21 protein-coding genes are annotated in these 24,320 nt (G+C 68.0%); 14 read left to right on the forward strand and 7 right to left on the reverse strand.

Annotation, left to right across the window (positions count from 1 at the left end; translation table 11 throughout):
- Nucleotides 1-126: 126 nt before the first annotated feature.
- Genes ACAG24_RS05930 through ACAG24_RS05960 form a run of 7 tightly spaced genes read left to right on the forward strand, consistent with a single transcriptional unit; the run spans nucleotide 127 to nucleotide 8,853 of the window.
- Nucleotides 127-978 carry a DUF5336 domain-containing protein gene (locus tag ACAG24_RS05930; protein WP_370471716.1) on the forward strand — a complete coding sequence of 284 codons (852 nt, stop codon included), beginning with the start codon at nucleotides 127-129 and terminating at the stop codon, nucleotides 976-978.
- Nucleotides 979-1,038: 60 nt separating this feature from the next.
- Nucleotides 1,039-2,535 carry a cell division protein PerM gene (locus ACAG24_RS05935; RefSeq protein ID WP_370471717.1) on the forward strand — a complete coding sequence of 499 codons (1,497 nt, stop codon included), beginning with the start codon at nucleotides 1,039-1,041 and terminating at the stop codon, nucleotides 2,533-2,535.
- Between the two features lie 9 nt (nucleotides 2,536-2,544).
- Nucleotides 2,545-3,174: a phosphoribosylglycinamide formyltransferase gene (purN, locus tag ACAG24_RS05940; protein ID WP_370471718.1), complete on the forward strand. Its 630-nt coding sequence runs from the start codon at nucleotides 2,545-2,547 to the stop codon at nucleotides 3,172-3,174.
- The gene (gene purH / locus ACAG24_RS05945; RefSeq protein ID WP_370471719.1) at nucleotides 3,171-4,748 is read left to right on the forward strand and encodes a bifunctional phosphoribosylaminoimidazolecarboxamide formyltransferase/IMP cyclohydrolase; all 1,578 of its coding nucleotides are present in this window, start codon (nucleotides 3,171-3,173) and stop codon (nucleotides 4,746-4,748) included. Before purN ends, purH begins: the two co-directional genes overlap by 4 nt.
- Nucleotides 4,749-4,761: 13 nt before the next feature.
- Nucleotides 4,762-5,439, forward strand: a complete 678-nt coding sequence (locus ACAG24_RS05950) for a hypothetical protein (RefSeq protein WP_370471720.1) — start codon at nucleotides 4,762-4,764, stop codon at nucleotides 5,437-5,439.
- 56 nt (nucleotides 5,440-5,495) lie between these two features.
- On the forward strand, nucleotides 5,496-6,887 hold the full coding sequence (locus tag ACAG24_RS05955) for a sigma 54-interacting transcriptional regulator (RefSeq protein ID WP_370471721.1): 1,392 nt from the start codon (nucleotides 5,496-5,498) through the stop codon (nucleotides 6,885-6,887).
- Nucleotides 6,880-8,853 (forward strand): VWA domain-containing protein, encoded by a 1,974-nt coding sequence (locus tag ACAG24_RS05960; protein WP_370471722.1) that lies wholly within the window; start codon nucleotides 6,880-6,882, stop codon nucleotides 8,851-8,853. The genes ACAG24_RS05955 and ACAG24_RS05960 overlap by 8 nt, the downstream gene beginning before the upstream one ends.
- Here ACAG24_RS05960 and ACAG24_RS05965 read toward each other — a convergent pair.
- The 7 genes from ACAG24_RS05965 to ACAG24_RS05995 form a co-directional block, all read right to left on the reverse strand.
- Complete coding sequence (locus tag ACAG24_RS05965) at nucleotides 8,850-9,431, reverse strand: DUF1707 SHOCT-like domain-containing protein (RefSeq protein WP_370471723.1); 582 nt, start codon at nucleotides 9,429-9,431, stop codon at nucleotides 8,850-8,852. The genes ACAG24_RS05960 and ACAG24_RS05965 overlap by 4 nt on opposite strands.
- A 93-nt stretch (nucleotides 9,432-9,524) precedes the next feature.
- Nucleotides 9,525-10,292 carry an enoyl-CoA hydratase family protein gene (locus ACAG24_RS05970; RefSeq protein ID WP_370471724.1) on the reverse strand — a complete coding sequence of 256 codons (768 nt, stop codon included), beginning with the start codon at nucleotides 10,290-10,292 and terminating at the stop codon, nucleotides 9,525-9,527.
- Nucleotides 10,293-10,387: 95 nt separating this feature from the next.
- Nucleotides 10,388-11,548, reverse strand: coding sequence for an acyl-CoA dehydrogenase family protein (locus ACAG24_RS05975; protein ID WP_370471725.1), 1,161 nt, complete (start codon nucleotides 11,546-11,548; stop codon nucleotides 10,388-10,390).
- The gene (locus tag ACAG24_RS05980; protein WP_370471726.1) at nucleotides 11,545-13,509 is read right to left on the reverse strand and encodes an acetyl/propionyl/methylcrotonyl-CoA carboxylase subunit alpha; all 1,965 of its coding nucleotides are present in this window, start codon (nucleotides 13,507-13,509) and stop codon (nucleotides 11,545-11,547) included. Before ACAG24_RS05980 ends, ACAG24_RS05975 begins: the two co-directional genes overlap by 4 nt.
- Nucleotides 13,510-13,591: 82 nt before the next feature.
- A complete protein-coding gene (locus tag ACAG24_RS05985) occupies nucleotides 13,592-15,184 on the reverse strand; it encodes an acyl-CoA carboxylase subunit beta (RefSeq protein WP_370471727.1) in 1,593 nt (530 codons plus the stop codon).
- Entirely contained in the window at nucleotides 15,181-16,329 is a 1,149-nt protein-coding gene (locus ACAG24_RS05990) for an acyl-CoA dehydrogenase family protein (protein ID WP_370471728.1), read from the reverse strand. Before ACAG24_RS05990 ends, ACAG24_RS05985 begins: the two co-directional genes overlap by 4 nt.
- Nucleotides 16,326-18,062: an acyclic terpene utilization AtuA family protein gene (locus ACAG24_RS05995; protein WP_370471729.1), complete on the reverse strand. Its 1,737-nt coding sequence runs from the start codon at nucleotides 18,060-18,062 to the stop codon at nucleotides 16,326-16,328. Before ACAG24_RS05995 ends, ACAG24_RS05990 begins: the two co-directional genes overlap by 4 nt.
- A gap of 271 nt (nucleotides 18,063-18,333) precedes the next feature.
- On the opposite strand from ACAG24_RS05995, the gene rpmF reads away from it, so the two are divergent.
- The 7 genes from rpmF to mspA all read left to right on the forward strand — a co-directional run bounded on the left by rpmF (nucleotide 18,334) and on the right by mspA (nucleotide 24,237).
- A complete protein-coding gene (gene rpmF / locus ACAG24_RS06000; RefSeq protein WP_370471807.1) occupies nucleotides 18,334-18,507 on the forward strand; it encodes a 50S ribosomal protein L32 in 174 nt (57 codons plus the stop codon).
- Between the two features lie 72 nt (nucleotides 18,508-18,579).
- Nucleotides 18,580-19,269 carry a response regulator transcription factor gene (locus ACAG24_RS06005; RefSeq protein WP_278039361.1) on the forward strand — a complete coding sequence of 230 codons (690 nt, stop codon included), beginning with the start codon at nucleotides 18,580-18,582 and terminating at the stop codon, nucleotides 19,267-19,269.
- Nucleotides 19,270-19,286: 17 nt separating this feature from the next.
- Nucleotides 19,287-20,711, forward strand: coding sequence for a HAMP domain-containing sensor histidine kinase (locus ACAG24_RS06010; protein ID WP_370471808.1), 1,425 nt, complete (start codon nucleotides 19,287-19,289; stop codon nucleotides 20,709-20,711).
- Between the two features lie 210 nt (nucleotides 20,712-20,921).
- A complete protein-coding gene (locus tag ACAG24_RS06015) occupies nucleotides 20,922-22,307 on the forward strand; it encodes a S1C family serine protease (protein ID WP_370471730.1) in 1,386 nt (461 codons plus the stop codon).
- Between the two features lie 77 nt (nucleotides 22,308-22,384).
- Nucleotides 22,385-22,882 (forward strand): MogA/MoaB family molybdenum cofactor biosynthesis protein, encoded by a 498-nt coding sequence (locus tag ACAG24_RS06020; RefSeq protein ID WP_445206168.1) that lies wholly within the window; start codon nucleotides 22,385-22,387, stop codon nucleotides 22,880-22,882.
- Between the two features lie 159 nt (nucleotides 22,883-23,041).
- Nucleotides 23,042-23,200, forward strand: coding sequence for a hypothetical protein (locus ACAG24_RS06025; RefSeq protein WP_370471732.1), 159 nt, complete (start codon nucleotides 23,042-23,044; stop codon nucleotides 23,198-23,200).
- Nucleotides 23,201-23,589: 389 nt separating this feature from the next.
- Entirely contained in the window at nucleotides 23,590-24,237 is a 648-nt protein-coding gene (gene mspA, locus ACAG24_RS06030) for a porin MspA (protein ID WP_374150761.1), read from the forward strand.
- Nucleotides 24,238-24,320 lie beyond the last annotated feature (83 nt).

Below are 24,320 nucleotides of genomic sequence, written 5' to 3' on the forward strand. Positions count from 1 at the left end.
GCGCTAGCGTGGTTCATCGAATCGCTCAGGCGGATCTATCGACCGTCGCCGTCGACAGTGTCGTCATCAACGGCGTCACCGGCGGCGTCACCGCCGGTTCCGATGCCGCACAGCACAGGAGAAGTCATGTCGTACCCACAAGGCGCGCCCGGGGGTCCTGGATTCCCGCCCGCTCAGCAGCCGACCAACCAGTTCAGCGCCCCCACCCAGCAGTTCAGCAAAGTGCCTGACTCCGAGCCGGCCGGCGACGGACCGAGCAAGCTCCCCCTCTACCTGAGCGCGGCCACCGCCGCTCTCGGCCTGCTGGTGTTCCTGTCCAGCTTCGGCCCGCAGTTCGCCGTGGGATCCGCCGACCTGGCCGCCGCGGCCGCACTCGGCGGCATCTCACTGTGGGGCCTTCTCGTCGTCGTGGCGGCACTGCTCGCCGCGCTCTTCGCGGGCGTCGGCCTGCTTCCCCGGCAGGGCAACTACAGCGCACTGGCCGCCGTCGCGGCGGTCCTGGGATTCCTGCTCGTCCTCTACGTCGTGATCTCGACCCCGAGCGGCGTGTCGATCGACTGGGGTCTGTACCTCGTCATCGCCTTCTCACTGCTGCAGGCGGCCGTCGCGGTCGTCGTCCTGCTCTTCGACTCAGGGATCATCACCCCGCCGGTGCCGCGACCCAAGTACGAGCAGCAGCCGCAGTACGGCCAGTACCCGGGCGGGTACTACGGCCAGCCGCCCACCCAGCAGCACGGCGGCCCGCAGCATCATCAGGGCCCGCAGCAGCGTCCCGGCTACCCGACCCCGTACGGCGGATATCCCAGCACCGGCCCGAGCACCGGCGGTTTCCAGGCCGCAGACCCGCAGTCCGGTCCGCCTACGCCGCCGACGGGCTTCCCCACCTACGGTCAGCCCCCGGCAAGCAACACGCCGACGACACAGGTTCCGGCGCAACACCAGTCGCCGCCAACCTCGCAGCCGGGTCAGTCGTCGTAGTCTGAGCCGCGCGTGCGCGAACGTCGCGCGCCCGAGCGTCTGCGAGGAGCGGCCCAACCCGTGAGCACCCGGCCCGTCGGTACACGCCAGGCGCGTGAACTGCTGCGGGTTGCGTTCGGCCCGTCGGTCGTCGCGCTGGTCGTGATCGCCGCTGTCGTCTTGCTGCAGCTGCTGATCGCCAACAGCGACATGACAGGCGCGCTCGGCGCGATCGCGAGCATGTGGCTCGGGGTGCATCAGGTTCCGGTGTCGATCGCCGGCAGTGCGCTGGGCGTGATGCCGTTGTTGCCGGTTCTGCTGATGATCTACGGCACCGCGCGCACGACGGCAGCGGCGACGACGAGTACCTCCTGGTTCGTCACCCGGTGGGTGGTCGCGTCGGCGTTGGGCGGTCCGGTGCTGATCGCCGCGATCAGCCTGGCGGTCATCCACGACGCCGCGTCGGTCCTGACCGAGCTGCAGACCCCCGATGCCCTGCGCGCATTCGGGGGCGTGTTCGCTGTCCATGCGATCGGCGCCGCTCTGGGCGTCGGGTCGCGGATGGGTCGACGACTTCTGATCGCCTCGCCACTGCCCAACTGGCTGCTCGACGTGTTCCGGGCGGCCACGGCCGGGGTGCTCGCCCTGATGGGCTTGTCCGGGGTGGTGATCGCGGGGTCACTGATCGTGCACTGGTCGACGATGCACGACCTGTTCTCCATTACCGACTCGATGTTCGGCCAGTTCAGCCTGACCGTGTTGTCGGTGCTGTACCTGCCGAACGTGATGGTCGGCACCGCCGCAGTGGCCGTGGGCTCGAGTGCCCACGTGGGCCTTGCGACGTTCAGTTCGTTCACGGTGTTCGGCGGTGACATTCCTGCACTGCCGGTGCTGGCGGCGGTTCCGACGCCTCCGCTCGGGCCGGTCTGGGTGGCCTTGCTGATCGTGGCCGCGGTCTCCGCCGTCGCGCTGGGGCAGCAGTGCGCGCGCCGACCGCTACCGCTCCCCACGGCTATGGCCAAGGTGCTGCTGGCCTCGGCGGTCGCGGCGGCGGCGATGGCACTGCTGGCGTACGCGGGCAGCGGGCCGCTGGGCAACTTCGGCGACGTTGGTGTCGATCAGGCGACGTTCGCGCCCGCGGTATTCCTCTGGTTCGCAGGCATCGGTGCACTGACGACCGCGATGTCGGATGGCATCCGGCCCCGGGTGCGCAAGCCCGAGCCCGAGCCGGTCGCCGACGCCGTGATCGCGGAGGAGACCGTCGAGGACCCAGACGAGGACCGAGAGCCGGTGACCGAGGAGATCTCCACGGACGTCACTGCCCCTGAGCGACCAGAGCCGGTTTTCGACGACGCGCCTGCCGCGGAACGTGTCGTGGTGGACAGGGCCCCGGCCGAGGAGATGGACCCGGAGGAGCACTTCGTCGTAGACGAAGAGAGCAGCTGGAGCGTCGTAGACGAAGAGAGCAGCTGGAGCGTCGTAGACGAAGAGAGCAAGCCCTTCGTCGGAGACGAAATAAACGGGCCCAGCGTCGTAGATGAAGACGGCCGCGACGATGCTGATCGTCGTAACCACTAGGCTCTCAGCGTGCAGCCCGAGGTCCACGTCGCCCCGAGTGCGCCGTCGCGGCTCGTGGTTCTGGCTTCGGGGACCGGTTCGCTGCTGGCCTCCCTGCTCGACGCCGCCGTCGGCGACTTCCCGGCGCGGGTTGTCGCCGTGGGCACCGACCGTGGGTGTGCGGCACTCGATATCGCCGCTGCCGCCTCGATTCCGACCTTCACCGTCGCGCTGGCCGACCATCCTGATCGCAGCGCGTGGGATGTCGCCGTCACCGATGCCGCTGCTGCCCACAGCCCGGACCTCGTCGTGTCCGCCGGTTTCATGAAAATCCTTGGTCCGGAATTTCTTTCGAGGTTCCCCGGCCGTGTGCTCAACACGCATCCGGCGCTGCTGCCCGCATTTCCGGGCGCTCACGCGGTGCGCGACGCATTGGCCTACGGGGTGCGGTTGACCGGGTGCACCGTGCACGTGGTGGATGCGGGCACCGACACCGGCCCGATCGTGGCCCAGCAGGCCGTGCCAGTCCTCGACGACGATGACGAGTCGACCCTGCATGAGCGGATCAAGGTGATCGAGCGACAGCTTCTGGTGGACGTGGTGGCCTCGGTGGCCACCCGCGGTATGACCTGGACAGGACGAAAGGCGATTTTAGGATGAGCGACAACGACTTCCGGCGGCCCATCCGCCGTGCGCTGATCAGTGTCTACGACAAGTCCGGTCTCGTACCGCTTGCGCAGGGGCTGCACGCGGCGGGCGTCGACATCGTCTCCACCGGGTCGACCGCCAAAACCATTGCCGGCGCAGGCATTCCCGTAACCCCGGTCGAGGACGTCACGGGGTTCCCCGAAGTGCTCGACGGCCGGGTCAAGACGCTGCACCCGCATGTGCACGCCGGTCTGCTCGCCGATCAGCGTAAGCCCGAACATGTTTCGGCGCTCGCCGACCTCGGCGTCGCGGCGTTCGAGCTCGTCGTCGTCAACCTCTACCCGTTCACCCAGACCGTCAACTCTGGTGCGGGTGTCGACGAATGCGTGGAGCAGATCGACATCGGCGGGCCGTCGATGGTGCGCGCGGCCGCCAAGAACCATCCCAGCGTCGCCGTCGTCGTCGACCCACTCGGATACGACGGGGTGCTGGCCGCGGTGCGGGCGGGCGGGTTCACCTATGGCGAGCGAAAGAAGTTGGCGTCGTTGGCTTTCCGCCACACCGCTGAGTACGACGTGGCCGTGGCCTCCTGGATGGGGTCGGTACTGGCGCCCGAGGAGGGAACGGACACGGCCGAGCTGCCGCCGTGGCTGGGGTCGACGTTCCGGCGCACCGCGGTGCTGCGGTACGGCGAGAACCCGCATCAGAAGGCCGCGCTGTACAGCGACGACGGTGGCTGGCCCGGGCTGGCGCAGGCCGAACAGCTGCACGGCAAGGAGATGTCGTACAACAACTACACCGACGCCGACGCGGCCTGGCGCGCCGCGTTCGACCACGAGGACACCTGCGTCGCGATCATCAAGCACGCCAACCCGTGTGGCATCGCGATTTCGTCGGTGTCGGTGGCCGACGCCCACCGCAAGGCGCATGAGTGCGATCCGCTGTCGGCCTTCGGCGGGGTCATCGCGGCCAACACCGAGGTCACCGTGGAGATGGCCGAAACCGTCGCAGGCATCTTCACCGAGGTGATCATCGCCCCGGCGTACGAGCCCGGTGCCGTCGAGATCCTGCAGGGCAAGAAGAACATCCGCGTGCTCGTGGCGTCCGAGCCGCAGCCGGGCGGCACCGAGTTCCGGCAGGTCAGCGGCGGGCTGCTGCTGCAGCAGCGCGACGCGCTCGACGCGGCCGGCGATGACCCCGCCAATTGGACGCTGGCCACGGGCACCCCCGCCGACCCGCAGACGCTGGCCGACCTGGTGTTCGCGTGGCGCACATGCCGGGCGGTCAAGTCGAACGCGATCGTCATCGCCAGGGATGGCGCCACCGTCGGAGTCGGTATGGGACAAGTGAATCGGGTCGACGCGGCACGGCTGGCCGTGGAGCGGGCGGGTGATCGCACGCAGGGCGCCGTCGGTGCCTCCGACGCGTTCTTCCCGTTCCCCGACGGGCTGGAAACGCTGACCAAGTCAGGAGTCAAGGCCGTCGTCCACCCCGGCGGCTCGGTGCGCGACGACGAGGTCACGGCCGCAGCGGAAGCAGCCGGCATCACGCTGTACCTGACCGGCGCACGACATTTCGCGCACTAGGAGCGATGCACCGATGACGATCCGGACACCTCGACGTCGACGTGCGGTCGCGCTCGTCGCGCTCGTCGCCGCCACGCTGCTGTCCTCGTGCACCCGTGTGGTCGACGACGCGCGGGGCGTGGCCGCACAGCCCGGCCAGCTGTTCGGGTCCGCCGCATCGGCGGAAGATTGCACACCTGTCGACGCCGAACTCGTCGATGTGCCCACCCCATCGGGTGTCTCAGCCGACGCCGATCCGGTGCTGCGGATCCCGCAGCCCGACGGGTGGGAGCGGATCTCGGCGCTCGATTCGGACATGATCCGCTTCGTGATGCGCAACGACGAGCTCGCCAGCGATGGGGTGGCGCCGACGGCGGTGGTGACGCTGGAGTCGCATCGGGGTGAACTGTCCGCGCAGGCGTTCTTCGACGAGCAGCGAGACCAGGTGTCACAGCTGGGCGTGACCGAGCTCGAGCTGACCGACACCACCCTGTGCGGTCTGCCCGCTGTGCGCGGTAGCTACATGTCACCGCTGCTGGGCACCGCGGGGCCACGGCGCGCCGAACTGCTCAGCGCCGTCATGTTCACCGAAGGCCGAACCTTCGGCGTCGCGCTGACGCTGCAGAGCGCCGACGAGGAAGACCCGGAGTATCAGCGCGACTCGCAGGAGATCCTGGACGGCTTCCAGATGTTGCCTCCGGGCGCCCGCTAGACGGTGTTCGCCGGGGGCGCAGTGCCTAAATCGTGCGGCAGTCGTAGCTTGGAGTGGTGACATCACCTAACGACCTGCCCCGCACCGTCGGCGAGCTGCGGGCATCCGGGCATCGCGAACGCAGCGTCAAGGCCGAGATCAGGGAGAACCTGCTGGCGGCACTGGCGTCGGGCGCCCCCGTCGACGAGGTCTGGCCCGGCATTCTCGGTTTCGAGGACACCGTGATCCCGCAGCTCGAGCGGGCGCTGATCGCCGGGCACGACATCGTCCTGCTGGGCGAGCGCGGCCAGGGAAAGACCCGTCTCCTGCGCGCCCTGACCGGAATGCTCGACGAGTGGACCCCCGTCATCGCGGGCTCCGAACTCGGCGAGCACCCGTACAGCCCGATCACCCCGGAGTCGATCCGCCGGGCCGCCGACTCGGGCGACGACCTGCCTGTCGAGTGGCGCCACCGCAGCGAGCGCTACACCGAAAAGCTCGCCACGCCCGACACCAGCGTCGCCGACCTGGTCGGTGACATCGACCCGATCAAGGTGGCCGAGGGCCGCAGCCTGGGGGACCCCGAGACCATCGCCTACGGCCTGATCCCGCGCGCGCACCGCGGGATCGTCGCGGTCAACGAGCTGCCCGACCTCGCCGAGCGCATCCAGGTGTCGATGCTCAACGTGATGGAGGAGCGCGACATCCAGGTGCGTGGCTACACGCTGCGGCTGCCGCTGGACGTTCTTGTCGTCGCGAGCGCCAACCCGGAGGACTACACCAACCGCGGGCGCATCATCACTCCGCTCAAGGACCGGTTCGGCGCCGAGATCCGCACCCACTACCCGCAGGAACTCGACGCCGAGGTCGGCGTCATCGTCCAGGAGGCGCACCTGGCCGCCGAGGTGCCCGAATACCTGCTGCAGATCCTGGCCCGGTTCGCCCGCAGCCTGCGCGAATCGAGTTCCATCGACCAGCGGTCCGGTGTGTCCGCGCGGTTCGCGATCGCCGCGGCCGAGACCGTGGGGGCCTCCGCCCGGCACCGCGCGGCGGTGCTGAACGAGCAGGAGCCCGTCGCCCGCGTCGTGGATCTGGCGTCTATCGTCGACGTGCTGCGCGGAAAGCTGGAGTTCGAATCCGGCGAGGAGGGTCGCGAGCAGGCGATCCTGGAGCATCTGCTGCGGCGCGCGACCGCCGAGACGGCACAGCGGCTTCTCGGCGGCATCGACGTCGGCCCGATCGTCACGGCGGTCGAAGGCGGCTCGCCCGTCACCACCGGCGAGCGGGTTTCGGCGCGCGACGTTCTGGCGGCGCTGCCCGAGGTGCCCGCCGTCGCCGAGATCCAGCAGCGCCTCGGTGCGCAGTCGGAGGGGCAGCGGGCGGCCGCGATCGAGCTCGCGCTCGAAGCGCTCTACCTCGCCAAGCGAATCGACAAGGTGTCCGATCAAGGCGAAACGGTCTATGGCTAAAAGGCTTTCGCGGTACTCGCGCTACACCGGCGGGCCGGATCCGCTGGCGCCTCCCGTCGACCTGAGGGAAGCGCTGGAGGCGATCGGGCAGGACGTCATGGAGGGCACGTCACCCCGCCGCGCCCTGTCCGAGCTGCTGCGCCGCGGCACGAGGAACATGCCTGGCGCCGACAAGCTCGCCGCCGAGGCCAACCGTCGCCGGCGAGAATTGTTGCAGCGCAACAACCTCGACGGGACGCTCGCCGACATCAAGAAGCTGCTCGACGAGGCGGTGCTCGCCGAGCGCAAGGAACTGGCACGGGCTCTCGACGACGACGCCCGCTTCGGCGAGCTGCAGCTGGAATCGCTGTCGCCGTCGCCGGCCAAAGCCGTTCAGGAGCTCGCCGAGTACGAGTGGCGTTCTCAGGAGGCCCGCGAAAAGTACGAGCAGATCAAGGATCTGCTCGGCCGCGAGATGCTCGACCAGCGGTTCGCCGGGATGAAACAAGCGCTGGAGAACGCGACCGACGAGGATCGGCAGCAAGTCAACGAGATGCTCGACGACCTCAACGACCTGCTCGACAAACACGCCAAAGGCGAAGACAGTCAACAAGACTTCGACGACTTCATGGCCAAGCACGGCCAGTACTTCCCGGAGAACCCGAAGAACATCGACGAACTGCTCGACTCGCTGGCGCAGCGTTCGGCTGCGGCGCAACGCTTCCGCAACAGCCTCAGCGAGCAGCAGCGCGCCGAGCTGGACTCATTGGCGCAGCAGGCGTTCGGGTCGCCGTCGCTGATGAACGCGCTCAACCGTCTCGACAGCCACCTGCAGGCCGCCCGCCCCGGCGAGGACTGGTCGGGCTCGCAACGGTTCTCCGGTGACGACCCTCTGGGCATGGGGGAGGGCGCGCAGGCGCTCGCCGACATCTCCGAACTCGAGCAACTCGCCGAGCAACTGTCGCAGAGCTATTCGGGCGCGACGATGGACGACGTCGACCTCGACATGCTGGCCCGTCAACTCGGTGAGGACGCCGCCGTCGACGCCAGGACCCTGGCCGAGCTCGAACGCGCGCTGATGAATCAGGGCTTTCTCGACCGCGGTTCCGACGGGCAGTGGCGTCTCTCGCCCAAGGCCATGCGTCAACTCGGCCAGGCAGCCCTACGCGATGTGGCCCAACAGTTTTCGGGCCGCCATGGTGAGCGCGACACCCGACGTGCCGGGGCCGCGGGCGAGCTGACGGGCGCAACCAGGCCGTGGCAGTTCGGTGACACCGAACCGTGGAATGTGACCCGCACCCTCACCAACGCCGTCCTGCGTGAGGCGGGCACCGGTGAGGCCGCCGGCCCGATCACGATGACGGTCGAGGATGTCGAGATCTCCGAGACCGAGACCCGCACGCAGGCGGCGGTCGCGCTGCTGGTCGACACGTCGTTCTCGATGGTGATGGAGAACCGTTGGCTGCCGATGAAGCGCACCGCGCTGGCGCTCAGCCACCTCGTCAGCACCCGGTTCCGCTCCGACGCCCTGCAGATCGTCGCGTTCGGCCGCTACGCCCGCACGGTCACCGCCGCCGAGCTGACCGGGCTGGAGGGCGTCTACGAGCAGGGCACCAACCTGCATCACGCGCTTGCGCTGGCCACCCGGCACCTGAGGCGTCACCCCAATGCGCAGCCGGTGATTCTCGTCGTCACCGACGGCGAGCCGACGGCGCACCTGGAGGACTTCGACGGCAACGGAAGTCCCGCGGTGTTCTTCGATTACCCGCCGCATCCCCGGACCATCGCCCACACCGTGAAGGGGTTCGACGAGGTGGCGCGGCTGGGGGCGCAGGTGACGATCTTCCGGCTCGGCAGCGATCCGGGGCTCGCGCGTTTCATCGATCAGGTCGCGCGCCGCGTGGGTGGGCGCGTGGTGGTGCCGGACCTCGACGGCCTGGGCGCCGCGGTGGTCGGCGACTATCTGAGCGCGAAACGACGCCGCTAGTCGGCGCGCTTGCGCTTCTTGCGGCGGACGGTGACGCTGCCCCAGACGGAGAACCCGCTGATGTGCACATGCGGGGCGCCGGGGGAGCCCTCGCCGTCGACGCTGTGGTCGAAGCTGCCCATCACCGCAACGCCGTTCAGATCGACGTTGACCTCCGGCGGCACCAGGATCGTCTGACCGCCCATGATCGAGTAGGTGCGGATGTGGACTTCGGGTGAGGTGAAATCGGCGTAGCGCAGGTCGACGACGCCGCCGCCCCAGAACGCGAACGTGGTGAGGCGACGGGGGACGTTCCACCGTCCCCGGCGCTCGTAGCCGCTCAGAATCGCGAGCAGCAGGCTCGACGGCGCGGGCCGGCACGGGCCGCCGCGGCCGCGGGTGACAGCGCCGGGAAGGTCGGCCGCCAGCCGGTCCAGTTCGTCGAAGGTCTGGGCGGCATACGCCCTGTTCAGACGGTCTTCGTATTCCGAGATGCCGAGCGTGCCCGACGCGGCCGCATCGGTGAGTAGCTGGGCTACCTGAATACGGTCGGTGTCTCCAGCACGCGTCGACCCGCTGCGGAAGGCGGGGGTGCTCATCGTGACCTTCTGGTCGTGACACATGCGCGCATCGCCAACGAGCCTACGACGAACGTCGGCACATGCAAGTATCTTGGCCAAACTGTGAGCTGGTCAGCCCACCCAGCGGGGCGGTCGCTTCTCCAGGAACGCCAGCATGCCTTCCCTTGCCTCGTCGGAGACGAACAACTCGGCCGACTCGCGCGTCAATTTCTCTGCGCGACGCTCGAAGTCGTCGATCACCGCCGCCGTCGTGAGTGCCTTCGACGTCGCCAGCCCCTGCGGCGAACCCAAGGCGATCGAGGCCGCGAGTTCGGAGACGGTCGCGGCGACGTCGTCGGCGGCCACGGTGATCAGCCCGATGTCCGCCGCCTCTGCCGCACCGAACTTCTCCCCGGTGACGAAGTACCGGCCCGCGGCCCGCGCCGACATCTTCGGCAGCAGTGTCAGCGAGATGATCGACGGCGCGACTCCGATGCGCGCTTCGGTGAGCGCAAACGTGCTGGCATTGCCGGCCACCGCGATGTCGCACGCGCCGACCAATCCCAGTCCACCGGCTCGGACATGGCCGTCGATCGCAGCGATGACGGGTAGGCGTAGTTCCAGGATCCGGCGAAGCAGGCGGGTCATCTCGTGTGCGCGGGCGACGGCGAGTTCCGATGGGTCGCGGCCGGCCGCCTCGCTCAGATCGGCGCCGGCGCAGAACGTTCCACCGGTGTGGCCGAGCACCACCACACGCACGTCCTGATCGGCGGACGCGCGGGTCAATCCCTCGTGCAGTTGTTCCACCAGCGCGGTCGACAGCGCGTTGCGATTGTGCGGCGAGTCCAGGATCAGCCGCGCCACCGCGCCGTCACGCTCATAGCCGACCAGGACGCTCATCAGGCCCCTCGCTTCTTCGCGCAAGCGCTCATCAGGCCCCTCGCTTCTTCGCGCAAGCGCTCATCAGGCCCCTCGCTTCTTCGCGCAAGCGCTCATCAGTAAGACCTCGGGAGGCCCAGCGACGTCTGGGCGATGAAGTTGAGGATCATCTCGCGGCTCACCGGCGCGATGCGGGCCAGCCGCGACGCCGTCAGCAACGAGGCGACGCCGTACTCCTTGGTCAGCCCGTTGCCGCCGAGTGACTGCACCGCCTGGTCCACGGCGCGCACCGACGCCTCGCCCGCCGCGTACTTGGCCATGTTGGCCGCCTCGGCTGCTCCGCCGTCGTCGCCCGAGTCGTAGAGCGCGGCGGCTTTCTGCATCATCAATTTGGCGAGTTCGATCTCGATGTGGTTCTGCGCCAGAGGATGTGACAAGCCCTGGTGCGCACCGATCGGGGTCTTCCACACCTGACGGGTCTTGACGTATTCGACGGCCCTGTCGAGCGCGAAGCGCCCCGTGCCGATCGCGTTTGCCGCACCCATGATGCGTTCGGGATTCAGCCCGGCGAACAGCTGCGCGATGGCCGCGTCCTCGGACCCGACCAGCGCGTCACCGGGCAGTCGCACCTCGTCGAGGAAGACCTGGAACTGGAACTCCGGGCTGATGATCTCCATCGGGATCTTCGTGAACGTGAATCCAGGTGTGTCCGTGGGCACCACGAACAGGGCCGGCTTGAGGTTCCCGGTTTTGTGGTCTTCGGTTCGACCCACGACGAGCACCGCCTGGGCCTGGTCCACACCCGAGATGTAAACCTTCTGGCCGGACAGGATCCAGTCATTGCCGTCACGGCGGGCGGTCGTGGTGATCTTGTGCGAGTTCGAGCCGGCGTCGGGCTCGGTGATCGCGAACGCCATCGTCAACGATCCGTCGGCGATACCGGGGATCCAGCGCTTCTTCTGCTCGTCGGTGCCGAACTTCGAGATGATCGTGCCGTTGATCGCGGGGGAGACGACCATCATGAGCAGTGAGGCCCCGCCGGCGGCCATCTCCTCCATCACCAGGCTGAGCTCATACATTCCCGCGCCGCCGCCGCCGTACTCCTCCGGCAGGTTCACCCCGATGAAGCCGAGTTTTCCTGCCTCGGACCACAATTCGTCGGTGTGCTGGCCGGCGCGGGCTTTCTCGAGGTAGTACTCCTGCCCGTAGTTGGCGACCATCGCGGCCACCGCCTTGCGCAGTGCCTGCTGTTCCTCGGTCTCGATGAAGCCGCTCACTGTTCGCCCTCTCCTGAATCGACGCGTGCCAGCACGGCGCCCACTTCGACTTGTTGACCTGCTGTGACGTTGAGCTCGACGAGAACGCCGTCGGCAGGCGCGGCGATGGTGTGCTCCATCTTCATCGCCTCCAGCCACACCAGCGGCTGGCCTGCCCTCACCGAATCGCCTTCGGATGCTCCGACACGCAGCACCGACCCCGGCATCGGGGCGACGAGCGACCCGTGTGCGAGTGCCGCATCGGGATCGGGGAACCGGGATACCGCGACGAGATGCACCGACCCCGTGGGGGAGTCGACATAGACGTCGTCGCCGTAGCGCGCCACGTCGAAGGGGCGGTCCACGCCCGCGACGGCGAGGACGACCCGCTCCGGCGTCGCCGCGACGAGCTGTACGTCGTCGTGGCCCTCGACGGTGACGCCGTCGCGGGTGAACCGATAGCGGACGTCGTGGCTCTCGCCGTCGGCGTCGCGGTAGGTCCTGGTCTGGTAGCCCGACGGGAGATTGCGCCATCCGCTGGGTGCCGACCGGAAAACCGTTGCGCTGCTGCGGTTGTGGGCGGCAGCAGCCAGCGCCGCGGCCACGGCCGACAGGGCCGCCTGCTTCTCGCCGGCAGGTGCGGCGAGTTCAGGGAGCCCGTGCACCTCGAAGAACGCGGTGTCGGTGGCGCCGTCGAGGAAGGCTCGGTGGCGCAGCACGTTGACGAGCAGATCGCGATTGGTCTTGACGCCATGCAGCTGTGTGCGGGCCAGCGCGTCGGCGAGCAGCGCCGCGGCCTTGTCGCGCGTCGGCGCGTACGAGATCACCTTGGCGATCATCGGGTCGTAGAACACCGAGATCACCGACCCGTCGGCGATGCCGGAGTCCAGGCGCACCCCGGCGCGGCCGACGGGCCCGAACTGCGTTCCCGCGGCCGGGACGGCGAAGCGGTGTACAGGGCCAGCCTGCGGCTGCCAGTTCTTGGCAGGATCTTCGGCGTAGAGCCTCGCCTCGATCGAAAAGCCCTGTGATGACGGGGGTGTGGGACCGAGTCGTTCGCCGTCGGCGACGGCCACCTGCAGTTCGACCAGATCCAATCCCGAGGTGAGCTCGGTGACCGGATGCTCCACCTGCAGCCGGGTGTTCATCTCCAGAAAGAAGAAGCCGCCGTCACCGTCGGCCATGAACTCGACAGTGCCCGCCCCGGTGTACCCGATCGCGGTGGCCGCCAGCCGGGCCGCCTCGAACAGCTTGTCCCGCATTCCCGCGGTGCGTTCGACGAGCGGCGACGGAGCCTCTTCGATGATCTTCTGGTGCCGGCGCTGGATGGAGCATTCACGCTCACCCACCGCCCACACGGTGCCGTGCGCGTCGGCCATCACCTGGACCTCGACGTGGTGGCCCGCATCGAGGTAGCGCTCGCAGAAGACGGTGGGGTCGCCGAACGCCGATTGTGCCTCGCGCCGTGCGGCTTCCACCTGCGCGGGCAGCTCCGCGAGATCGCGCACCACGCGCATGCCGCGGCCACCGCCGCCGGCCGACGCCTTGATGAGCACGGGAAGCATGTCGGGCGTCACGGACTCGGGATCGAGTTCCTCCAGGACCGGGACACCTGCCGCGGCCATGATCTTCTTCGCCTCGATCTTGGAGCCCATCGCCGCCACGGCCGCCACCGGCGGGCCGATCCAGGTCAGATCCGCCGCCTGGACGGCCTGCGCGAACTCGGGGTTCTCCGAGAGGAACCCGTAACCGGGATGGACGGCGTCGGCTCCCGCGGCCCGCGCCGCGGCGATCAGCTGCGCCGCGTCCAGATAGCCGCGGGTTCCTTCGAGGCGCACGCGGGCGTCGGCCTCGGCGACGTGCAGTGCATCGGCGTCCGGGTCGGTGTAGACCGCGACGGTACCGATCCCCAGGCGCCGGCACGTCGCGAACACCCGCCGGGCGATCTCGCCTCGGTTGGCGACCAGAACTCGCGTGATCATCGGCGCCCCTTCTGAGCGGTTTCGGCGTGATTTCGGTCGCTCAGCGGTGAAAAGCACGCCGAAATCGCAGACATGCGGGCGCTCACATCCGGAAGACGCCGAAGTTCGACGTCCCCTCGATCGGACCGTTGGCGATGGCCGACAGGCACATTCCCAGCACGGTGCGGGTGTCGCGCGGATCGATCACACCGTCGTCGTAGAGGCGTCCGGACAGGAACATCGGCAGTGACTCCGCCTCGATCTGGGCCTCGACGGCGGCGCGCAGTGCGGCGTCGGCCGCCTCGTCGACCTGCTGACCCCGTGCCTCGGCGGCGGCGCGGCTGACGATCGAGAGCACACCGGCAAGCTGCGTGCCACCCATGACCGCCGATTTCGCGCTGGGCCAGGCGAACAGGAAGCGCGGATCGTAGGCACGGCCGCACATGCCGTAATGCCCGGCGCCGTAGGAAGCGCCGATCAACAACGAGATGTGGGGCACGGTCGAATTGGAGACGGCGTTGATCATCATCGAGCCGTGCTTGATCATCCCGCCTTCCTCGTAGTCCTTGCCTACCATGTAGCCAGTGGTGTTGTGCAGAAACAACAGTGGGGTGTCCGAGCGGTTGGCGAGCTGGATGAACTGCGTCGCCTTCTGAGACTCCTCGCTGAACAGCACGCCCCGCGCGTTGGCGAGGATGCCCAGCGGATAGCCGTGCAGCGTGGCCCAGCCGGTGACCAACGATCCGCCGTAGAGCGGTTTGAACTCGTCGAACTCCGAGCCGTCGACGATGCGCGCGACGACCTCGCGCGGGTCGAACGGGATGCGCAGATCCGGCGGCACCACACCGATCAACTCGTTCTCGTCGAACAGCGGTGCGGTGAACGGCTGGGGCGCCGGACCCTTCTTGCGCCAGTTGAGCCGGGCGACGATGCGCCGCCCGATGCGCACCGCGTCGAGTTCGTCGACGGCGAAGTAGTCGCCGAGACCCGAGGTGCGGGCGTGCATCTCGGCGCCACCGAGCGACTCGTCGTCCGACTCTTCGCCGGTGGCCATCTTCACCAGCGGCGGGCCTGCCAGGAACACCTTGGAGCGTTCCTTGATCATCACGACGTGGTCGGACATGCCGGGGATGTAGGCGCCGCCCGCGGTCGAATTGCCGAACACCAGCGCGATGGTGGGGATTCCCGCCGCCGACAGGCGGGTGAGATCGCGGAACATCTGCCCGCCCGGAATGAAGATCTCTTTCTGCGTCGGCAGGTCGGCGCCGCCCGACTCCACCAGGGAGACGACAGGAAGTCGGTTCTGCAGTGCAATCTGGTTGGCGCGCAGAATTTTCCGCAATGTCCACGGATTGCTGGTACCACCCTTGACAGTGGGGTCGTTCGCGACGATCAGACATTCGACCCCGCTGACCGCGCCGATACCCACGACGACGCTCGCGCCGACGGTGAAGTCGGTGCCCCAGGCCGCCAGCGGGCTCAGCTCCAGAAACGGTGAGTCGGGGTCGAGCAGCGCCTCGATGCGCTCACGCGCGGTCATCTTGCCGCGGGCGTGGTGGCGGGCCACATACTTCTCGCCGCCACCGGCAAGGGCTTTCGCGTGCTCGGTCTCCAGTTCCAGCAGTTTCACCGCCATCGCATCGGCGGCCTCGGCGTAGGAGGGCGAGCGGGTGTCAAGGGTGGACTTGAGGCTCATGCCTGGAATCCCAGCGTCTTGGCGGCCAACGAGGTGAGGATCTCGGTGGTGCCGCCACCGATGCCGAGGATGCGCATGTCGCGGTACTGCCGCTCGACCTCCGACTCGGCCATGTAGCCCATACCGCCGAAGAGCTGCACCGCCTGGTTGGCCACCCACTCGCCGGCCTCGACGGCGGTGTTCTTCGCGAAGCACACCTCGGTGATCAAGTTCGGGTCACCGGCAATCTGCCGTTCGACGAGGGCGTGGGTGTACACGCGGGCGACGTCGATGCGGCGCGCCATCTCGGCGAGCGTGTTCTGTACCGACTGGCGGGCGATGAGCGGCTTGCCGAACGTCTCGCGGTTGCGGCACCAGTCGACGGTCAGGTCGAGGCAGCGTTGTGCGCTCGAATACGCCTGGGCGGCAAGGCCGACGCGCTCGGAGACGAACGCTGCGGCGATCTGCAGAAAGCCGCTGTTCTCGACACCGACGAGGTTGGCGACGGGCACCCGCACATCGGAGTAGGACAGCTCTGCGGTGTCCGATGAGCGCCAGCCCATCTTGTCGAGCTTGCGGCTGACCTCGAAACCGGGTGTCCCCTTGTCCACCACGATCAGCGAAACGCCCGCGGCGCCGGGGCCGCCGGTGCGTGCTGCGGTGACGACATAGTCCGCCCGCACGCCGGACGTGATGTAAGTCTTGGCGCCGTTGAGGACGTATTCGTCGCCCTCCCGCACCGCGCGCGTCGTCAGATGGCCGACGTCCGAGCCGCCGCCGGGTTCGGTGATGGCCAGCGAGCCGATCTTCTCGCCGCGCAATGTGGGGCGCACGTACTCGTCGATCAACCGCTCGTCACCGGAGGCGATCATGTGCGGCACGGCGATGCCGCAGGTGAACAGCGACGCGAACACGCCTCCGGGCGCGCCGGACTGATGCATCTCCTCGCAGATGACGACGGCGTCGGCGCCGTCGCCGCCCTCGCCGCCAACCGCCTCGGGAAAGCCCGCGCCCAGCAGGCCGGCCTGGGCGGCCTTGCGATGCAGGTCGCGCGGCAGCTCACCGACACGCTCCCACTCGTCGACGTGGGGCAGCACCTCACGTTCGGCGAAGGCGCGCACGGTCTTTCGCAGATCCTCGCGTTCGGGTGTGGTCCAGATGCTCACGGCAGCAGCTCCTCGGGTATGTCGACATGCCGGCTTCGCAGCCATTCGCCGAGTCCTTTGGCCTGGGGATCGAAGCGCGCCTGATAGGCGACGCCCTTGCCCAGGATCCCGTCGATCACGAAGTTCACGGCCCGCAGATTCGGCAGGACGTGACGGGTGACGGGAAGGTCTTTCGTCTCCGGGAGCAGCTCGCGCAGCTTGTCCACGGTCAGCGCGTGGGCAAGCCACGCCCACTGGGCATCGGTCTGCACCCACACCCCGACGTTCGCGCTGCCGCCCTTGTCGCCGCTACGCGCCCCGGCGATGGTGCCCAGCGGAAGCCGCCGCGTTGCACCGACTACGGGCGGTGCCGGAAGGTCGGGTTCGCCGACGGCAGCGAGTTCGACGGTGTCGGCCGCGACCGGGATGTCGTTGCGGTTCCCGTCGGCGTGCACGGCGACGTGGGGCACCTCGATAGCAGGCACGAACGCGGCGGTGAACACGCCGTAGACCTGACCGTCGCCGGGAGGTGCCGTGCTGGTGAATCCGGGATAGCTCGCCAGCGCGAGTTCGACGGCGGCCGAAGAGAACTGCCTGCCTACGATGTTGGGGTCCGCGTCGCGGACCACGCAGCGCAGCAGCGCGCTCGCCGTCTGCTCGGTGTCGGCGTCGGGGTGGTCCGTGCGCGCCAGCGTCCATTCCAGTTCGGCAGGTTTGACCGACAAGCTCGTTTCCAGCTGGTGGCGCACCAGCTCGGCTTTGGCCACGATGTCGAGTCCGGTGAGCACGAACGTGACCTCATTGCGGAAACCCCCGAGGCTGTTCAGCGACACCTTCAGCGTCGGCGGCGGCGCCTCACCCCTGACCCCGCTGATCCGCACCCGGTCCGGGCCGTGGCGTGTCAGCTCGATGCTGTCGACGCGCAGTGTGGCGTCGGGGTTGGCGTACCGGGCGCCGCCGATCTCGTAGAGCAGTTGTGCGGTCACGGTGTCGACCGTGACCGCGCCGCCGGTGCCGGCGTGCTTGGTGATCACGGACGAGCCGTCGGCGTGGATCTCGGCGATCGGAAAACCCGGATGGGTCAGGGCCGTGAGGTCGGGGAAGTCGCGCGCGAAGAACGCGAAATTGCCGCCGCTGGCCTGTGTGCCGCACTCGATCACGTGGCCCGCCGCGACCGCACCGGCGATCTGGTCGTAATCGGTTGACTGCCAACCGAAGTGGGCCGCAGCGGGTCCGACGATGACCGATGCGTCGGTGACCCTGCCGGTGACGACGACGTCGGCTCCCGACGCCAGGCAGTCGACGATGCCCCACGCGCCGAGGTAGGCGTTCGCGGTCAATGGAGTTCCGAGGCCGAGTGCGTCTGCGCGGGCGAGCAGGTCGTCGCCCTCGACGTGTGCGACGGAGATCGCGACGCCGAGCTTGTCGGCCAGCGCCCTGACGGCGTCGGCCAGCCCCGCGGGATTCAAGCCCCCCGCGTTGGTGACGATGCGGACACCGGCGTCCTTGGCCAAGCCGAGGCAGTCCTCGAGCTGGCGGAGGAAGGTCTTGGCGTAGCCGCGGTCGGGGTTCTTTATGCGGTCGCGGCCCAGGATCAGCATCGTCAGCTCGGCCAGGTAGTCGCCCGTGAGGTAGTCCAGCTCACCGCCGGTGAGCATCTCCCGCATTGCCGAAAGGCGGTCGCCGTAGAAACCGGAGCAGTTACCGATGCGGACCGAAGCTCCCGCCGGCGTGTGGTCCGGCCCAGTCGTCACGCGCACTCCTCACCCGGCGTCGTTGCGTCGAAAGGCTCGACCAACCAACCGGTAGGTTAATGGGTACCGGCGGTATCAAGTCAAGGGTTCGGCGGGGGTCGCCGTTTCCAGTGTGCGGGTGACGCCGGGTCCGCGGGCCGATGTCGCGGTTTCGGCCGACCGGCATAGTTTGGAACGGGCCCAGCCCACCGGCTATCCTGGTCAGCAATTGTCAGCGCCCGGCCTGTCCAGGCTCGTAGGCAGACACCCCGATGAGATGGAGAGCTCGATCATGGCTGTGCCGAAGCGCAGGATGTCGCGCGCGAACACCCGTAGCCGGCGCGCGCAGTGGAAAGCAGAGGCCACCGGCCTGGTCAACGTGACCGTCGCGGGTCAGCCCCATAAGGTGCCCCGCCGCCTGCTTAAGGCCGCCCGTCTCGGCCTCATCAACCTCGACCGCCGCTAACTCTCAGGGAAACCGTCGGATTGGCGGCGCGCCTCTCAGGTCACTCTCAGACACTGGGTTGAGACTGTGGCAGTGCGCATTCTTGTCGTTGACGACGATCGCGCCGTGCGCGAATCCCTGCGACGGTCACTCTCCTTCAACGGTTATTCGGTCGAGTTGGCCCAGGACGGCCGCGAAGCACTCGACCTGATAGCCAGCAGCCGCCCCGACGCCGTGGTGCTCGACGTGATGATGCCGCGGCTCGACGGTCTCGAGGTCTGCCGGCAGCTCCGCAGCACCGGCGACGATCTGCCGATTCTCGTGCTCACGGCCCGCGATTCCGTCTCCGAGCGGGTTGCCGGCCTCGACGCCGGGGCCGACGACTACCTGCCAAAACCGTTCGCACTCGAAGAGCTGCTCGCCCGTATGCGGGCACTGCTGCGCCGCACCGGCCCCGACGACGGAGAAGCCGAGTCGGCGGCGATGACGTTCTCTGACCTGTCGCTGGACCCGGTGACCCGGGAGGTGACCAGAGGCCACCGCGCGATCAGCCTTACCCGCACCGAGTTCTCGCTGCTCGAAATGTTGATCGCGAATCCACGCCGGGTGCTGACGCGCAGCCGGATCCTCGAAGAAGTCTGGGGCTTTGATTTTCCGACCTCGGGTAACGCGCTCGAGGTCTATGTCGGGTATCTGAGGCGCAAGACCGAAGCCGAAGGGGAACCGCGGCTGATCCACACGGTGCGCGGTGTGGGTTACGTGCTCCGCGAGACGCCGCCCTGATGGCGTCGGAGCTGAGGATGGGCCCGTGGCCGGGTCAGACGTTCACCATGCAGCCCGCGAGTTCGGTGTCGCTGCGCTGGCGGGTCATGTTGCTCGCGATGTCGATGGTGGTCATCTCCGTGGTGCTGATGGCCGTCGCGGTCTACGCGGTGGTGTCCCGCGCGCTCTACGACGACATCGACGACCAGCTGCGAACCAGGGCGCAGATGCTGATCGAGAGCGGCTCGCTCGACGCCGACCCCGGCAAAGCCATCGAGGGCACCGCGTACTCCGACATGAACGCGATGTTCTACATTCCCGGCCGCAGCAAATACACCGCCAACCACCAGGGCCAGACACTGCCGGTGGGGGGACCCGAGCAGGACGTCATGGACGGCACGCTCTGGATGTCGCTGCGCACCGTCGACCGGCAGCGGGTGCTGGCGGTCCGCCTCGACAGCGGCAACTCCCTGCTGCTCTCCAAGAGCCTGGCCCCGACCGGGCAGGTGCTCAAGCGGCTCGGCACGGTCCTGCTGATCGTCGGCGGGCTCGGGGTCGCCGTCGCCGCCATTGCGGGCGGTATGGTGGCCAGCGCCGGTCTGAGACCGGTGGCCAGGCTCACGCAGGCCGCCGAACGGGTCGCGCGCACCGACGATCTGCGCCCGATACCGGTCGTCGGTAATGACGAACTCGCCCGCCTCACCGAGGCTTTCAACATGATGCTGCGGGCGCTCGCCGAATCTCGGGAGCGCCAAACCCGTCTGGTTGCCGATGCCGGCCACGAGTTACGCACCCCGCTGACGTCGATGCGCACCAACGTCGAGCTCCTGATCGAGTCGATGAAGCCGGGGGCGCCGCGCCTCCCCGAGGAAGACATGGTCGAGCTGCGCGCCGACGTCATCGGTCAGATCGAGGAACTGTCCACGCTGGTGGGCGATCTCGTCGATCTCACCCGCGAGGATGCAGGTGCTGCGGTGCACGAATCGGTCGAGATGACCGGGGTCATCGAACGCTCCCTCGAGCGGGTTCGCCGGCGACGCAACGACATCGAGTTCACGGTGTCGGTCACCCCGTGGCAGGTGTACGGCGACGCGACCAAACTGGGCCAAGCAGTGCTGAACCTTCTCGACAACGCGGCCAAGTGGAGCCCCCCGGGAGCCTCCGTCGGTATCAGGCTCACCCAGATCGACTCACTGCACGCGGAATTGGTGGTCTCCGATCACGGGCCCGGAATCCCGCCCCATGAACGCGATCTCGTCTTCGAACGGTTCTTCAGATCCACCTCGGCGCGGGCGATGCCGGGATCGGGTCTCGGGCTTGCCATCGTCAAGCAGATCGTCGTCAAACACGGCGGCAGCCTGCGCGTCGAAGACACCGTGCCCGGGGGGCAGCCGCCAGGAACGTCGATGCATGTGGTCCTGCCGGGACGCCTCCCGGCCGCCTCCGGACAGGACGACGAGTAACCGCGACACGCGCAACCGCTGCGTCGGTGACCTGTGTCACCGCCAGGGATGATTGAGACGGGCTTTCGGCGGATGCGGCCCGGCACGCTCAAATTTGTCTCAAAGGAAATCGATCTCTAAGGGGTTTCTCAGTACGTTTGGGCACGCTGACAAGGCAACGATCGTTGAACGACACGTCAGAACCGACTCGAGGAAGAGCACTGCAGCGATATGACCAACCACCCGAGGTACTCGCCGACTCCGCAGCAGGGTCGTCAGTCCGGTTATCCCGGGCAGGTGCCCCCTGGCCCCGCCGGGCCGCAGCGGTCAGGTTCCTATGAGCAGCAGCAGGGCAGCGGCAGTTGGGACTGGCGCTACGCGACCGAGCAGCAGCGCCAAGCGTTCCGGCCATCGTACGACCCGTATCCCGGCGCGCCCATGCCTGGCGGTCCGGGCCAGTATCCCCGTCCGGGGATGCCGCCCGCCGCACAGCCTCAGCCCGGAAAGCGTTCTCGCGCATCGGCTCTGATCGCAGGCGCCGTCGCGCTCGCGCTCGTCTCGGCCGGAATCGGTGGCGGGGTCGCCACGCTCGTCCACCCCGACCACAGCCTGAGCGGTATCAGCGCATCGGGAGCCGCGCCCTCGGTGCCGGCGGCCAGCGTGCCGGGCGGATCGGTCGAGGCCGTCGCCACCAAGGTGGTGCCCAGTGTCGTCAAGCTCGAGGTCAATCAGGGGCGTGCGACCGAAGAGGGATCGGGGGTCATCCTGTCGACCGACGGGCTCATCCTGACCAACAACCACGTGGTCGCCGCCGCGGCGGGCGATGCCGGCCCCGCAGGTGTCCCGGGAGGTCCCGCAAAGACGAAGGTCACGTTCGCCGACGGCAAGACCACGTCGTTCACGGTCATCGGCACCGACCCCGGCAGCGACATCGCCGTCGTCAGGGCACAGAACGTGTCGGGGTTGACGCCCATCGCGGTCGGCTCGTCGGCGGATCTGCGGGTCGGGCAGGACGTCGTGGCGATCGGCTCGCCCCTCGGACTGGAAGGCACGGTCACGACCGGCATCATCAGCGCCCTCAACCGGCCGGTGGCCGCGGGCGGCGACGCCAAGAACCAGAACACCGTCCTCGATGCCATCCAGACGGATGCGGCGATCAACCCGGGCAACTCCGGTGGCGCACTGGTCAACATGAGCGGGGAACTGGTCGGCATCAACTCGGCAATCGCCACCATGGGCGCCGATGCAGGCGGTCCCCAGGGCGGTTCGATCGGGCTCGGCTTCGCCATCCCTGTGGACCAGGCCAAGAGGATCGCCGACGAGATCATCCAGACCGGAAGCGCCTCCCGAGCGTCGCTGGGCGTTCAGGTCGGCAACGACGCGGGCGTCGACGGCGCCAAGATCGTCGAGGTGACCGCGGGCGGTGCGGCTTCGGCGGCCGGGCTCCCCAGCGGTGTGGTGGTCACCAAGCTCGACGACCGGGTGATCAGCAGCGCTGACGCGCTGGTGGCCGCTGTCCGCTCCAAAGCCCCGGGCGACAAGGTGACGCTGACGTACTTGGACCCCTCGGGTAAATCGCAGTCGCTGGAGGTCACGCTCGGAAAGGCAGCCCAGTGAGGTCCTCGATCGGGGACGATCGCGCCGTGCTCCGTGTGGCTGCACCGATGTCCGTACCGAGATATACGGTTGAGCTCATGGAGCAGCCCCACGCCTTGGTAGGTCGTGCCTTGGTAGTTGTCGTCGATGACCGCACCGCCCATGGAGACGAAGAAGATCACAGCGGTCCGTTGGTCGCCGAACTGCTCGGCGAGGCCGGGTTCGTTGTCGACGGGGTAGTCGTCGTTTCCTCGGACGAGGTGGAGATCCGCAACGCGTTGAACACCGCGGTCATCGGTGGCGTCGACCTTGTGGTGTCTGTCGGGGGCACCGGCGTCATGCCGCGCGACGTCACCCCCGAGGCCACCCGTGACCTGCTCGACAGGGAGCTGCTGGGTATCGCCGAGGCGCTGCGGGCGTCCGGCCTGTCGGCGGGGACCATCGACGCGGGCGTTTCGCGCGGTCTCGCGGGAATCTCGGGAAGCACACTGGTGGTCAATCTGGCGGGCTCGCGCGCCGCGGTGCGCGACGGGATGGCCACGCTCGGTCCGCTGGCGGGTCAAATCATCGCCCAGTTATCCAGTTTGGAGATCTAAACGCCGGTCCTCCCCTGGGACTTGTTCAGAATCCGCCGGTACGGGCATCCTGTACCGGCGGATTCGGCCTTTTGTAAACCGGGACCTGCCTGCAAGGTTAAGTACAGGTGAACAAACCTACCCGTCAGATAGTGATGTTGATCACAGCGAGGTGACACTGTGGCTGAACCATCCCGCGAGTCCCGTGAGCTAGTTAACCGAATCTTCGGTGACTCGATCCCGGACGTCACCCGTGATGAACTCGAACCCACCTCGCCGGACGACCGATCCGAGCGCGACCGGTGGCTGCGGGACAACGTCCCGCCCCACCACGATTGACCTGTGATTTCGCTTAAGCATCCGTAAACACCGACTGGTAACGGATTCACTCCCATTGACGAATACGTCGATACGGGGTCCCGAACTGCGGCGTTTTCTCAGACCACGCCCCGTCGCCGCGCGGAAGGGGTCAAGAACCGTCGGGGAACGTTCAGCAAATGACGCACACGCGCGCGTCTCGGCTCACACCACCGAAGCCACGCGTTGCCGGTCAGATGCCTCCCCGTTATGTTCCTCGTGTCAACGATGAGCGAATCGTAAGAACGGACTGTGGGATTTTTAATTCGTCTCACATGAAGGCCTTGCGAGGTGTGTGGTGTAGCGGTAGGGCCAGGCACGGGCACTCGGAACCCCGCCCGGGGTTACGAGAAGACATAGCTAGGGAGATCATGAAGGCAATCACTCGGGTGCTGATCGCGATGGTGGCGTCCATCGCGGCATTGTTCGTGAGCACTGGCACCTCACATGCAGGGTTGGACAACGAGCTCAGTGTGGTCGACGGCCAGGGCCGCACCCTGACCGTGCAGCAGTGGGACACGTTCCTCAACGGTGTGTTCCCGCTCGACCGCAACCGCCTCACCCGTGAGTGGTTCCACTCGGGCAAGGCCACCTACATCGTGGCCGGCGAGGGCGCCGACGACTTCGAGGGCACCCTCGAGCTGGGCTACCAGGTCGGCTTCCCGTGGTCGCTGGGTGTGGGCATCAACTTCAGCTACACCACCCCCAACATCGCCTATGACGGTTACGCCTTCGCCCCCACCGGCGATCCCGACTTCGGCTTCTTCGACTCCATCGTGACCCCGCCGCTGTTCCCCGGTGTGTCGATCTCTGCAGACCTCGGTAACGGCCCCGGCATCCAGGAAGTCGCGACCTTCTCGGTCGACGTGGAGGGCCCCGGCGGTTCGGTGGTCGTGTCCAACGCACACGGCACCGTGACCGGTGCCGCCGGTGGCGTGCTGCTGCGTCCGTTCGCTCGGTTGATCTCCTCGACCGGTGACAGCGTCAGCACCTACGGCGCTCCCTGGAACATGAACTGACACAGGGTTTTTCCTGGTTCCACCTGGTTTGAACGAATCAGCCCCCGGCTTCGGCCGGGGGCTGATTTCGTGTCGGAGCTGCG

This window comes from Mycobacterium bulgaricum, from assembly GCF_041287165.2.
GTDB lineage: Bacteria > Actinomycetota > Actinomycetes > Mycobacteriales > Mycobacteriaceae > Mycobacterium > Mycobacterium bulgaricum.